The organism is Devosia sp. 2618 (assembly GCF_040546815.1).
Taxonomy (GTDB): Bacteria; Pseudomonadota; Alphaproteobacteria; order Rhizobiales; family Devosiaceae; genus Devosia.
This window is the reverse complement of sequence record NZ_JBEPOO010000001.1, coordinates 2465209-2478222: the sequence shown is the minus strand read 5'-3', so window position 1 is coordinate 2478222 and position 13014 is coordinate 2465209. Positions and strand designations below refer to the sequence as shown.

Sequence of the window (13014 nt, the reverse complement as noted above, 5' to 3'; positions counted from 1 at the left end):
CCCACAATCGCTTCCCTCGGACTTGATCCGAGGGCCTCTGCCAGCACGGTGCGGCGGTGAGTGGCCCTCGGGTCAAGCGCGAGGGAAGCCCCGGTGGGTGGGGAAGTCCTGTGGGTAGGGAAGCTTTGGTGAGCAGGACCTGAGGCCAATAGGCTGATTGACCTGACGGCCAGCGCTCCCTAGAAAGCCCTCAACAACGGGGCCGCGCCATGTCTTTCAATACCTTCGGACAGCTTTTCCGCTTCACCACTTGGGGCGAGAGCCACGGGCCCGCACTGGGCGTTGTGGTCGATGGCTGCCCTCCGGGCCTCGTGCTGACCCCCGAAATCATCCAGCGCGACCTTGATCGCCGCAAGCCGGGCCAGTCCAAATACACCACCCAGCGCCGCGAGGCCGATGAGGTCAAAATCCTCTCTGGCGTGTTCGAGGACGAGCGCACCGACGGCCCGCGCACGACCGGCACCCCGATTTCGCTGGTGATCGAAAACACCGATCAGCGCTCCAAGGACTATGCCGAAATCCGCGACAAATACCGTCCGGGCCACGCCGACTATACCTATGACCACAAATACGGCATTCGCGACTATCGCGGCGGTGGTCGGACCTCGGCCCGCGAAACTGCGGCGCGTGTAGCGGCAGGGGCCGTGGCGCGTCAGGTGCTCGCCGGGATCACCATTCGCGCCAGCCTCGTGCAGGTTGGGCCGCACAAGATCGACTACAAAAATTTCGACTGGGACCAGGTCGACCAGAACCCGTTCTTCTGCGCCGATCCGGTGGCGGCAGCACTGTGGGCGGACTATCTCGATGGCATCCGCAAGGACGGTAATTCCGTTGGCGCGGTGATCGAAGTCGTCGCCGAGGGCGTGCCAGCCGGTTGGGGCGCGCCAATCTATGGCAAGCTGAGCGCCGACCTGGCCTCGGCCATGATGAGCATCAACGCCGTCAAGGCGGTGGAAATCGGCGCGGGTTTCGAAGCGGCAAGCCTCACCGGTGTCGAAAATGCTGACGAAATGCGGGCAGGGGCCGACAGGCCCTATTTCCTGTCCAACCATGCCGGCGGCATTCTGGGCGGCATTTCCAACGGCGATCCGGTGGTGTGCCGCTTTGCGGTCAAGCCGACCTCGTCGATCATCACCCCGCGCCAGACCGTGACGACGGGCAATCAGGATACCGACATCATCACCAAGGGTCGGCATGACCCGTGTGTTGGTATTCGCGCGGTGCCGGTGGGCGAGGCGATGATGGCGCTGGTGCTGGCCGACCACGCGCTACGCCATCGTGGGCAGACCGGGCGCGATGGCGCTGTGGGGTTTGAACGGAACTGAGGTTGCACGCCCTAGTGGTTCGAGGCTCGTGAAGAACTCGCACCTCACCATGAGGGCTACTGAAATACCTCACCAAGAGTAGACCTCATGGTGAGGCGGGAGCGCAGCGACCCTCGAACCACGAGGGCGTGGCAACGCTTACCGCCCAAACACCAGCACCGTCTCGACATTGCCATCACCGCCGGCAATTGGCGATGTCACCGAGTGGCGATGCGTGAAGCCCTGCTCCTGCATGAAGGCGATGACTTCGACCAGTGCGGTCTCGATGGCGGCTTCGCTCGACACGATCCCGCCCTTGCCGACATTCTGCCGGCCCACTTCAAATTGTGGCTTAAAGAGGATCACCGCCTCAGCCGTCGCGGTGCACAACGCGAGCGGTGCGGCGAGCACCTTGATGACCGACACAAAGCTCACATCCGATACCAGCAGATCGATCTGTTCAGGGATCGTTTCTGCCGTCAGGTCGCGGGCGTTGACGCCTTCCATGCTGACGACGCGGTCGCTGCCCTTGAGGCGCTGGTGCAACTGGTCATGACCGACATCGACGGCGTAGATGCGCTTGGCGCCGCGCTCCATCAGCACCTGCGTAAAGCCGCCGGTGGAGGAGCCGACATCGAGGCAAATCTTGCCCGTCGGATCGATACTGCCGGCATCAAGGCCGGCAACCAGCTTGAGCGCGGCGCGGGACACGTAATTGGCGGCGGGATCGCTCAGCGCAAGCTTGTCGTCGCGGCCGACCATCTGGTTCTGCTTGACGGCGGTGATCCCGTTGATGGTGACGGTGCCGCGCAGGATCGCGTCACGTGCGCGGGCGCGGCTGGGGAGCAGGCCGCGCTGTTCCAGCGCCAGATCGAGGCGGATACGCTCGCTCATCCCTGAACCAGGCGTTTGACCTTGGCGAGGGCGGTGTCGTGCGATTCCTCGTAGGAAATGGTGCCCTGGAAGGTGCCGTCTGCCTTGATCAGGAAGGTCAGCGCGGTGTGGTTGACCAGATAATAGGGGTCGCCGGGCTCGCTCTCGACCTTCTCGGAAAACACGCCGAACGCTTTTTTGGCATTCTCGGTCTGCTCGAGGCTGCTGCCGACAAGGCCGATGATCGAGGGATCAAAGCCTTCGACATAGCTTTTGACCATGTCGAGCGTATCGCGCTCGGGGTCGACCGAGACGAAGATGATGCGCAGATCATCGTCGGTGAGGCCCAGTTCGGATCGCAGGGCGGTGGTTTCCGCCAGCGTGGTTGGGCACACGTCGGGGCAGAAGGTGAAGCCGAAGAAGACAAGGCTCGGCGTGCCGCGCAGGTCAGCCTGCGTGAAGGCGCCGCCACGGGAGGAGTTGAGCGCAAATTCCTGGCCCGTCACGCCCAGCGGACGGCTCGGGGGCTGGATCACATAAAGCGCCGTCGCGCCCAGCGCGACAACGGCCACCAGCGCCCACAGGATGATACGGAAATTGCGAAGGGATTTCTTGGTCATTTTGCCTCTGTGGCACGCCCTCGTGGTTCGAGGCTCGTAAGAACTCGCACCTCACCATGAGGGCTACTAAACCACGGAGGCGAAATTAGCCCTCATGGTGAGGTGGGAGCGAAGCGACCCTCGAACCACGAGGGCGGGCACAATCACGCGTCGAGCGGTTCGGTGCCGGTTGGCTTGCCGTCGCGACTGAGCGTGATCTTTTCGATGCGGGCTTCGGCGGTGCGCAGCAGCGTCTCGCAATGGGCTTTCAGCGCTTCGCCGCGCTCATAAATGGCGATGGACTCGGCCAGTGGGGCCCGGCCCGATTCCAGCTTGCCGACGATTTCTTCGAGCTGCGCGAGGGCCGCCTCAAAGCTCAGGGTCTTGATGTCGTCATTGTCGGCCATAGCGAGATTCCTAGTCTTCCAGACGCCCGACGGCGCCGTCCATCAGCATGGCCACGTGGTGCGAAACGCCCCCGGCCAAGCCCTTGAGGTCATAGCCACCTTCGAGCAGCGACACAATGCGATTGCCACAGGTGCGGTCGGCCGCATCCATCAACTTTCCCGTGAGCCAGCTATAGTCCGACGAGGTCCAGCGCAGTTGCGCCAGCGGGTCGCGCTCATGGGCGTCAAAGCCGGCCGAGATGATCAGCAGGTCGGGCGAGAAGTTGATCAGGGCCGGAATGATGCGCGTGAGATAGGCGTCGCGCATGGCTTCGCCGTCGCTATTGGCATCGAGTGGGACATTGGTGATGTTGCCGACGCCGGTTTCGGTCGGTGCGCCAGTACCCGGAAACAGCGGCATCTGATGGCTAGAGGCATAAAACACCGTCGGGTCCGCTTTGAAAATGTCCTGCGTGCCATTGCCGTGATGCACGTCGAAATCGACGATGGCGATACGTTCGGCGCCGTATTTACGCTGCGCTTCGCGGGCGACGATGGCGGCAGTATTGATCAGGCAAAAGCCCATTGGCCGGTGAATTTCGGCATGGTGGCCCGGCGGACGAATGGCGCAAAAGGCGTTATCGACTTCGCCCAGCAGCACGGAATCGAGCGCCGACAGCGCCCCGCCAAGCCCGGTAGCGGCAGCGGCCATGGAATTGGCGGAAATGAACGTGTCGCCATCAAGCTGGCCAATGCCTTCGGCCGGGCGCGCCTCGCGCAGCCGGGCCAGATATTTGCCGTCATGCACCAGTTCTGCCAGATGCAGGTCGCCACTGACCGCGTCACGGCGCAATAGGCCATCAAAACGCGAGCGAGACAGAGCCTCCTCAACCGCGTGGATGCGGTCGGCGCGCTCGGGGTGACCCTGCGGCGTAACATGGTCGGCAAAATTCGGCTGGCTGACGAGCAGCGTTGTCACGCGGGGGATGTCTCCGACTACAGGTGGCGTCTATATGGGGCCTTCGTCTTGACGTGCCACGGTGGCGTTGTCAAACAACAGCCATGTGTAGAAGCGGTCTCTAGATGTCCAATGAACCGAAATCCGTAGCGGAAGCCGCAGCATTGCTGCGGGCGGGCAAGCTGTGCGCCTTCCCGACCGAAACCGTCTATGGGCTTGGGGCCGACGCGACCAATGTCGATGCGGTGCTGTCGATCTACGAAACCAAGGGCCGTCCGCGCTTTAACCCGCTGATCATCCATTGCGCCGATCTGGCTATGGCCGAAACGCTGGTCGAATTTTCGCCGCTGGCGCGCCGGGTGGCAGCGCTGTGGCCTGGCTCGCTATCGCTGGTGCTGCCGGCCAACGCTGGCAATGGACTGGCCGATGTGGCGACGGCGGGGCTCGATACGGTGGCGATCCGTATTCCGGATCATTCGATGGCGCTGGAGCTGATCGCGGCGGTCGGGCGGCCGCTGGCCGCGCCGTCGGCCAATCCATCGGGGAAACTATCGCCGACGACGGCGGAGCAGGTGCGGCGCGGCTTTGGCGGAGCGGTGCCGGTGCTCGATGGCGGGCCATGCCATGCGGGGGTGGAATCGACCATCGTGCGGGTCGATGGCGACCGGCTGGTGCAGTTGCGGGCAGGGGCGGTGGCGCGCGAGGAAATCGAGCGGGCGATTGGGGTGACGGTTGAAAGCGTCGAGGAGGGCGCGGCGATTTCAGCGCCCGGCATGCTGCTCAGCCACTATGCGCCGAACGCGTCGATGCGGCTGAATGCCGAACCGCGTGATGGCGAGGCGTATCTTGGGTTCGGCGCTGGGCCGGAGTTTACAGGGCCGTTGCGGAATTTGTCGGCGACGGGTGACCTGCGCGAGGCGGCGCGGAACTTGTTTTCGATGCTGCATGAGCTTGATGGCTTGGGCGTTGGGGCGATTGCCGTGGCGCCGATCCCGGAGACGGGGCTTGGCGAGGCAATCAATGATCGGCTGCAGCGGGCTGCAGCGCCAAGAGGGTAGTGCCACGCCCTCGGGTTTCAAGGCTTTGCGAGGGGCAAAGCACCTCACTATGAGGGTTATTGGGGCGACAACATTTGCTCTACGTGGAAGACAAACTCTGCGCTGTCCTCGGATCAACTCCGAGGGCAGCGCTTTATGTATGCTGGGTTTAGTTATCCCGAACCTTGTACGGCTTCTGGTCGCGCATGAAGCGGGCCAGGGCTTCGAGGTCTGGGTCGCCGCCGGGTGGCAGGACAACCTTGATGTTCACGTACAGATCGCCGTCGCTGTAGAGCCCCTTGCCCTTGAGGCGGAGGGCCTTGCCGGTGTCGATGCCGGGCGGCAGGTTGAGTTCAACCGAACCATCGAGCGTCGGCACGCGCACTTTGGCGCCCAGCACCGCTTCATAAAGCGTGATGGCCACATCGGTGCGGATATCGGCGCCGTCGCGACGGAACTGCTTGGATTTTTCGAATCGAACGGTGACCAGCGCATCGCCGGGCTCGCCGAAGCCGGGCGAACCCTGACCCTTGAGGCGGATCTGCTGACCCTCTTCGACCTTTTCAGGCAGCTTGACCGACAGCACCTTGCCCGACGGCATGCGCACCGGGATAGAGCCGCCCTTGTGAGCGTCTTCGAGCGACACGGCGGCGGTGACGACGACGTCCTCGCCCTTCATGCTGCGACCAGCGCCTGCGCCGCCCGCTGCGCCACCCGCAAACGGGTCCCACTGCGCGCCGCCTGCCGGGCCACGACCGGCGCCTGCGCCACCGCGTGGCTGACCGCCAAAGCCGCTCATGAATTCTTTGAGGATGTCCTCGGCCGAAAAGCCGCCTGCGCCACCAGCTCCGGCACCAGGCCGCGCGCCGCGCTGACCGCCGCCGAATCCACCGGGATTGAACCCACCAAACTTGGGATTGCCGTCCGCATCGATTTCGCCACGGTCGAACTGGCCGCGCTTGTCGGTATTGTTCAGCAGGTCATAGGCATTTGTCGCCTCGGCAAACTTTGAGTGTGCCGAGGGGTCTTCCGGGTTCTGATCGGGGTGATACTTCTTGGCCAGCTTGCGATAGGCGGACTTGATGTCCTTCTCGCTCGCCGATCTTGGTACCCCAAGCACGGTATAGGGATCGCGCATGTTGTCCGTTCAAAGGTGTGGGGCGTTGCTTCGCCCAAGGTTCGAGTCCTATATGGCGACCGACCCTGCCAATGTCCAGTTTCGCGCAACGATGGGATGAAAACGAATTGCTCCAAACCCTGACCGAGCGGCTATTCGATGATGGCGACCGCGCCGATCTCGACCCCTTTGCCGTATTCGAAGAATGGTTCGCCCACGCCAAGGAAGCCGAGCCCAACGATCCGCACGCCATGGCGCTGGCCACGGCTGATGCGGCTGGCCTGCCTGACGTGCGCATGGTGCTGCTGAACCGGCGCGATGCCCGCGGCTTCTGCTTTTTCACCAATTTCGAAAGCGCCAAGGGCAACCAGCTGGCAGTCAATCCGCAGGCCGCGATGGTGATGCACTGGAAGTCGCTGCGCCGCCAAATTCGGATGCGTGGTCCGGTCGAGGTGGTGACGGCCGAAGAGGCAGATGCCTATTTCGGTAGCCGACCCGTGGGCAGCCAGATTGCATCCTCGGCCTCGGACCAGTCGCGCCCGCTTGATTCCAAGCAGACGCTGCTCAACCGGGTAGCGGCATTGACGGCGGAAGTCGGTGAGGGACCGGTGGTGCGTCCGGCGCACTGGTCCGGGTATCGGCTGGTGCCGACGAGCATCGAGTTCTGGAAAGACGGCGAGTTCCGGCTGCATGATCGCGTTCGGTTTGAGCGCGATGGCGATGGCTGGGTGAGTGATCGGTTGTATCCGTAGGGGGCACGCCTCTAGTCACAACCACTAGGTCGTGGGCCCGGAATTCCCAGTCGACACCCTCCCCCTTGCGGGGAGGGATCAAGGGTGAGGGTGAGTCGCGGACTCCTCGCTCTCGGAGAGATTACCCCCTTCCTGCTCGATTACGGACTTAGCGAAGGGCTAAGTCCTATCTCGCTTCCCTCCCCGCAAGGGGGAGGGTGGTCGACTGATGGATTGGGCAGAGGGTCGCTGCGCTCCCACCTCACCATGAGGGCTGTTGATACACCTCAGCTAAAGTAGTCCTCATGGTGAGGTGCTTTGCTCTTTGCAAAGCCTCGAACCACGAGGGCGTGCCCCCATTTTCCCCACCCCGCCCAAATCTTCAATTTCGCGCAATACCTTGCGGCTAAACTCGCGCTCCAACTGAATTCGCGGCGGTTCGGCATTTGCGCATAGTCATCAGAACATCGAGATGGGCCATCTGGGCGCGCCGGTTTGGCGGCGTGGCTGTGCCGCTGCTCGTCATTTCGGTGCTGCTGCATCATCTGCGCCTGATCACCAGCGACCTGTTTCTGGTGGCGGTACTGTCGGCCGGGCTTGTCGCGGCGCTGGCCGTTCTTGCCGGGATCGTGGCGCTGGGACGCCTGTGGTTTTCCGGCGATCAGGGGTGGAGCCGGGCGCTGATGGGGATCGTGCTGGGCGGCCTGTGCCTGATGCCCTTCGCCTGGTACGGCAATCTGGCGCTGCGCTATCCTGCCGTCACCGATATCGCGACGGCCGATCGGGGGCCGATGCCACTGGTGTTCGAGCCGGGCACGGCATCCATGCCGACACCCAAAATGCTGACCTCGGCCCAGCGCGCCGTGATTTTTCCCAATGTCGAAACCCGCACCTATCCGCTGGGGCTGGTGCCGACCTTTGGCATTGTACGTTCGCTGGTGGCAAGCAATGGCTGGGACATCAAGATGCTGCGCGAGCCGGTCGAGGGTTTGGATGTCGGTCAGCTCAACGCCCAGATCGTGACGCTGCCGGGCTGGCGCGAAGAGGTGGTCGTGCGGGTGACAGGTACGGCGACGACGGCGGTGGTCGATATGCGCTCGGCTTCGCTCAATGCGCTGCATGATTTCGGCTCGAACGGGACGCGCATCACCGATTTTCTGGCGCAGCTCGATGATGCCGTGACCACGCTGCTGCGCGATAATCCCAACGCCAATCAGCCCATAGACGACGATGATGACGAGCCCGCCCCGCCCGCTAACTAAGGGTGATGCGCGTGCCCGGCAGGCCACGGGCGACTGTTAGGGAACCAAGGCTTTCCAGGTATTCCACATGTGCCGTGATGGTCATCCGCGCCGCCATGCGGACGGCGAGCGACTGCTTGGGATAGATCGCGCGCACAATGGCTGGAACGGTGTGGGCGCCATTGCCGATGGCGGCCAGCACCTGGCTGTTGCGCAACTGGCGGTGCTCGCGCAGGGCGGTGGCATAGGTTGGACCATCGACAATCGGCCCGCCATGCGCAGGGATATAGCGGCGATAGGGCAGGGCGATGACCTTGTCGAGCGAGGCGAAATAGTCGGCCATCGAGCCATCGGGCACCGATACCAGCGTTGAATTCCAGCCCATGACGTGATCGCCGCTCAGCAGATCGTCGCCGATGCCGAAGGCCAGATGATTGGCGCAATGGCCCGGCGTGGTGCGAACGATAATGTCGATATCGCCGGCCGTGATGGTTTCACCATCCACCAGCACCCGGTCCGGCACCAGATCCCAGTCGCATGATGAGCGGATCGGGTTGCGTTCGAATCGCCGCAGTGGCCGCGACAGGCGGTGCGGACCGCCAAACCAGAGGGGGGCGTTCAGCGTGCGGGCCATCTCGGCAGCGGCGGCGCTATGGTCGCGATGGGTATGCGACAAGATGATGGAATCGACCGGTCGCCCCGCAATGGCGCGGATGAGAGCGGCGCTGTGGTCTGCGTCTTCAGGGCCGGGATCGACGAGCGCAAGGCGCTCATGTCCCAGCAAAAAGCTGTTGGTGCCGGTATAGGTATAGGCGCTGGCATTGGGGGCGGTGATGCGCGTTATGCCATCGGCCACAGGCACCGCTTGCCCCGTTTGAGGAACAAAACTTCTATCAAAGGCCAGAGCTGTAGGTGCCGACGCCATTGCACTCACTTTACCGAGAGACTAAACAAGTCATGATTTGAACGACATGCGCGGCCCGAGAGGGGACGCCGGTTCAGAAAGCATGGAAGGTATGAAATGGCAGTGACTTTGACCACGCCCAATACGCTGCTCGGCGTTTTCCAGCCCAAGGGCGAGGCAGCCAAGCTGGCATCCAATCTCGCAACTGTCGTACTCGGCACGCTGCTCATCACTCTCTGCGCCAAGATCAACGTGCCGGTCTGGCCCGTTCCAGTTACTCTGCAGAGCTTCGCCATTGTTGCGCTTACGGCCGCTTTCGGTCTCCGCATCGGTGTTGCCACTGTCGCTCTTTACCTGCTTGAAGGCGCGCTCGGCCTGCCAGTGTTCGCCACTGGCGGCGGTCTTGCTTACCTCGTCGGCCCGACCGGCGGCTTCCTGCTCGGCTTCCTCGTGCTGGCTGCCATCGTTGGCTACGCTGCCGACAAGGGCGCTTCGGCCAAGCCACTGACCCTGTTTGCTGCCATGGTATTCGGCGAAGCTGTGCTGCTGGCACTGGGCTTTGTCTGGCTGCTGGCCCTGTCGGGAAATGCTGGCTGGATCGACCAGAACAACGTCGTCGCGTCCGCATGGGCCGGTGCCGTACAGCCATTCATCGTTTGGGACATCCTCAAGATGGCTCTGGCTGCGCTGACCGTTTCGGGCGCCTGGAGCCTGTTCGGCAAGCGCTGAACGCTTCTAACCTCTTGATGAAAGCCGGCCCAACAGGCCGGCTTTCTGTTTTTTGCGAGACATTCATGCCGGTCAAACCCTGGACACTCCTCGATACCGTCAGCGTGCCCGGTGGCGAAGCCGACCTGCGCCTGATGCGGCGCGGCACCGAGTTTTCCATCATGGCGGGGGCAACCTCGCTGATGAACAGCCGCATGAGCGGCTCCGAGGAAGCGCTGGCCAGCCTCTCCTGGGAGCGGATCAGCAAGCAGCCCAAGCCGCATATGCTGATCGGCGGGCTCGGCATGGGCTTTACCCTGCGCGCGGCACAGGCCCTGTTGCCGGCCGATGCGAAGATTACCGTGGCCGAACTGGTACCGGCGGTCGTGGCCTGGGCGCGTGGCCCGATGGCCGAAGTGTTCGGCGAAAGCCTCTCCGACCCACGGGTGACGATTCGCGAGGCCGATGTGGGCGCCGTGCTGAATGGCGAAAAGCTGTTCGACGCCATCCTGCTCGATGTTGATAACGGCCCTGAGGGGCTGACACGCGATTCCAACGACAAGCTCTATACGGTGTCCGGCCTGCGCCGCACGCTGCGGGCACTGCGCGATGGCGGTGTGCTGGCGGTATGGTCGTCCCATACCAGCGCGCCGTTCACCAAGCGGTTGGTGACGGCGGGTTTTGCGGTGGAAGAAGTGCCGGTGCGGGCGCGTGGCAAAAGCGGTGGCGAGCGGCACCATATCTGGCTGGCGCGCAAGGCTTAAAGTGGTAGGGAACGCCCCCGAACCGAAGTCCGGGGGCATTTGGCCTACGATGCGCGCAAGGCCTTCGCAGTGGCCACCAGATTGGTCAGCGACGCTTCGACTTCCGGCCAGCCGCGGGTTTTTAGACCACAATCCGGATTGACCCAAAGCTGATCGGCAGGGATGCCTTCGGCGGCTTTGCGCATCAGGGCCTCCATGTCGCCTTGGCTGGGGACGCGGGGCGAGTGGATGTCCCAGACGCCGGGGCCGATCTCGTTGGGATATTTGAAGTCGCGGAAGGCATGCAGCAGTTCCATGTCGGACCGCGAGGTCTCGATGGAGATCACGTCCGCATCCATTTCGGCGATGGCGGGCATGATGTCGTTGAACTCGGCATAGCACATATGAGTGTGGATCTGCGTCGCATCGCCGACCCCTGAGGCCGACGCCCGGAAGCAGTCGACGGCCCAGCGCAGATAGATGACCCAATCGGCGTTGCGCAGCGGCAGGCCTTCGCGCAGAGCGGGCTCATCGATCTGGATCATGCCGATGCCGGCCGCTTCGAGATCGATCACCTCGTCGCGTATGGCCAAGGCGATCTGGCGGCAGGTTTCCGAGCGCGACTGGTCGACGCGTACAAAGCTCCATTGCAGAATGGTCACCGGACCGGTCAGCATGCCCTTCATTGGTCGGTCGGTGAGCGAGGCGGCATAGGCCGACCAGCGCACGGTCATCGGGGCAGGACGGCTCACATCACCATAGATGACCGGTGGCTTGACGCAGCGCGAGCCATAGGACTGCACCCAGCCATTTTTGGTAAAGGCAAAGCCATCGAGCTGTTCGCCGAAATACTCCACCATGTCATTGCGCTCGAACTCGCCATGCACCAGCACGTCGATATCGAGCCGTTCCTGAATGCGCACGGCGCGTTCGGTCTCAGCTTCGAGGAAGGCGTTATAGGTCGCTTCGTCGATCCGGCCCTTCTTGAAGGCCGAACGCTGTTCGCGCACCTCGGCGGTCTGGGGGAAGGAGCCGATGGTCGTGGTCGGGAAGGCGGGCAGGTTGTAGCGCGAGCGCTGCTGTTGGCGCCGGCTGGGGAACGGAGACTGTCGCGCCAGATCGATGGCCTCGGCGGCGCGAGCCTTGACCGCTGGCTGATGAATGCGGGGCGAATTGCGGTGGGCGGCAATGGCGGCGGCGCTTGCATCGAACGCCGCCTTGGCCGCGCCCTTGCCCTTTTGCATGGCAAGACTGAGGGCTGAGACTTCGGCCAGCTTCTGCTTGGCAAAGGCAAGCCAGGACAGCAGCTCAGCATCCAGTTCGGTCTCGCCGTCGAGATCGACCGGGGTGTGCAGCAGCGAACAGGATGGCGCAATTTCCAGCCGATCCGGCCCCACCGCATCCCAGGCTTTCGATACCAAGGCAAAGGCAGCATCGAGATCGGCGCGCCAGATATTGCGGCCATCGATCACGCCAACCGACAGGACCTTGTCGGCAGGTAGAGCCTTGAGCACCACAGGCAATTGTTCGGGGGCGCGGACGAGGTCGATATGCAGGCCGGCGACAGGCAGGGTGGCGGCCAGCTCGGTATTGTCGAGCAGGGCGCCGAAGTAAGTCGCGAGCATAATCTTGGGCGCGACGGGCGCGAGCGCCGCGTAGGCACGGCTCAGGGCGTCGCGCTGGGCAGGGCTGAGATCGAGCACTAGGATTGGCTCGTCGATCTGCACCCATTGGGTGCCCTCGGCCTTGAGTGCGGCGAGCAGGTCGACATAGGCGGGCAGGACTGCGTCGAGCAGGGACAGCGGATCGAGCCCTTCATCCTTGGTTTTGCCCAGGCTCAGCCACGTGACGGGGCCGACGATGACCGGGCGGGTCTCGATGCCGAGCGCCTTGGCTTCGCTGTACTGATCCAGCGCCTTGCGGGTCGACAGCACAAAGCGCTGACCGGCGTGAAATTCGGGCACGATGTAGTGGTAGTTGGTGTCGAACCACTTGGTCATTTCCATCGCCGGCGCATCCTTGGTACCGCGCGCCATGGCGAAATAGAGCGCCAGTGGATTGTCTATACCGGCAAAGCGCGGCGGGATGGCGCCGAGCGCTGCGGTCATGTCGAGCATGTGGTCGTAGAACGAGAAATCATTGGAAGGGATGATGTCGATCCCGGCCTGATGCTGCAGCTGCCAGTGGCGGGCGCGCAACTGGGCGGCGGTGGCCTCAAGCGCCACGGCGTCGGTTTCGCCCTTCCAGTAGGATTCGAGGGCCTTTTTGAGTTCGCGATGTGCGCCGATGCGCGGAAAGCCGAGATTGGCGGATCTGGTCATGATGGTGCCGATGCAAAATGGTGCGCCCACCGGCAGACCGGAACGGTCGCCATGGCCGGGTCGCGGAAAAAGCGGAAAAGCGGGCTGAACAG

The 13014-nt window shown here is 63.3% G+C and carries 13 protein-coding genes; 6 read left to right on the top strand and 7 right to left on the bottom strand.

Annotated features, from left to right (window positions below):
* Positions 1-209 precede the first annotated feature (209 nt).
* A complete protein-coding gene (aroC, locus tag ABIE28_RS12455) occupies positions 210-1325 on the top strand; it encodes a chorismate synthase (protein ID WP_354063371.1) in 1116 nt (371 codons plus the stop codon).
* 138 nt (positions 1326-1463) lie between these two features.
* Here aroC and ABIE28_RS12450 read toward each other — a convergent pair whose 3' ends face one another.
* From ABIE28_RS12450 to ABIE28_RS12435, 4 genes are all read right to left on the bottom strand, one after another.
* Positions 1464-2198, bottom strand: coding sequence for a TlyA family RNA methyltransferase (locus tag ABIE28_RS12450; RefSeq protein ID WP_354063369.1), 735 nt, complete (start codon positions 2196-2198; stop codon positions 1464-1466).
* Complete coding sequence (locus ABIE28_RS12445) at positions 2195-2797, bottom strand: SCO family protein (RefSeq protein WP_354063368.1); 603 nt, start codon at positions 2795-2797, stop codon at positions 2195-2197. Before ABIE28_RS12445 ends, ABIE28_RS12450 begins: the two co-directional genes overlap by 4 nt.
* A 143-nt stretch (positions 2798-2940) precedes the next feature.
* Entirely contained in the window at positions 2941-3183 is a 243-nt protein-coding gene (locus ABIE28_RS12440) for an exodeoxyribonuclease VII small subunit (RefSeq protein WP_316359246.1), read from the bottom strand.
* Between the two features lie 10 nt (positions 3184-3193).
* The gene (locus ABIE28_RS12435) at positions 3194-4141 is read right to left on the bottom strand and encodes a histone deacetylase family protein (RefSeq protein ID WP_354063366.1); all 948 of its coding nucleotides are present in this window, start codon (positions 4139-4141) and stop codon (positions 3194-3196) included.
* A 104-nt stretch (positions 4142-4245) separates the two neighbouring features.
* Here ABIE28_RS12435 and ABIE28_RS12430 point away from each other — a divergent pair, with 104 nt between their 5' ends.
* Complete coding sequence (locus ABIE28_RS12430) at positions 4246-5178, top strand: L-threonylcarbamoyladenylate synthase (RefSeq protein ID WP_354063364.1); 933 nt, start codon at positions 4246-4248, stop codon at positions 5176-5178.
* Positions 5179-5326: 148 nt separating this feature from the next.
* On the opposite strand, the gene ABIE28_RS12425 is transcribed toward ABIE28_RS12430, so the two are convergent.
* A complete protein-coding gene (locus ABIE28_RS12425) occupies positions 5327-6295 on the bottom strand; it encodes a DnaJ C-terminal domain-containing protein (protein ID WP_354063362.1) in 969 nt (322 codons plus the stop codon).
* Between the two features lie 71 nt (positions 6296-6366).
* Between ABIE28_RS12425 and pdxH the strand changes: the two genes are divergently transcribed.
* Both pdxH and ABIE28_RS12415 read left to right on the top strand, forming a co-directional pair.
* Positions 6367-7026, top strand: coding sequence for a pyridoxamine 5'-phosphate oxidase (pdxH, locus tag ABIE28_RS12420; RefSeq protein WP_502913386.1), 660 nt, complete (start codon positions 6367-6369; stop codon positions 7024-7026).
* 425 nt (positions 7027-7451) lie between these two features.
* Positions 7452-8267, top strand: coding sequence for a DUF1499 domain-containing protein (locus ABIE28_RS12415; RefSeq protein WP_354063358.1), 816 nt, complete (start codon positions 7452-7454; stop codon positions 8265-8267).
* Here the strand turns inward: ABIE28_RS12415 and ABIE28_RS12410 are convergent.
* Positions 8260-9102, bottom strand: a complete 843-nt coding sequence (locus ABIE28_RS12410) for an MBL fold metallo-hydrolase (RefSeq protein WP_354063356.1) — start codon at positions 9100-9102, stop codon at positions 8260-8262. The two genes, ABIE28_RS12415 and ABIE28_RS12410, sit on opposite strands and share 8 nt — an antisense overlap.
* A gap of 165 nt (positions 9103-9267) precedes the next feature.
* On the opposite strand from ABIE28_RS12410, the gene ABIE28_RS12405 reads away from it, so the two are divergent.
* Complete coding sequence (locus tag ABIE28_RS12405; protein ID WP_354063354.1) at positions 9268-9879, top strand: biotin transporter BioY; 612 nt, start codon at positions 9268-9270, stop codon at positions 9877-9879.
* Positions 9880-9944: 65 nt separating this feature from the next.
* Positions 9945-10622, top strand: a complete 678-nt coding sequence (locus ABIE28_RS12400) for a spermidine synthase (RefSeq protein ID WP_354063353.1) — start codon at positions 9945-9947, stop codon at positions 10620-10622.
* Between the two features lie 44 nt (positions 10623-10666).
* On the opposite strand, the gene metE is transcribed toward ABIE28_RS12400, so the two are convergent.
* The gene (metE, locus tag ABIE28_RS12395; protein WP_354063351.1) at positions 10667-12922 is read right to left on the bottom strand and encodes a 5-methyltetrahydropteroyltriglutamate--homocysteine S-methyltransferase; all 2256 of its coding nucleotides are present in this window, start codon (positions 12920-12922) and stop codon (positions 10667-10669) included.
* Positions 12923-13014: the final 92 nt, after the last annotated feature.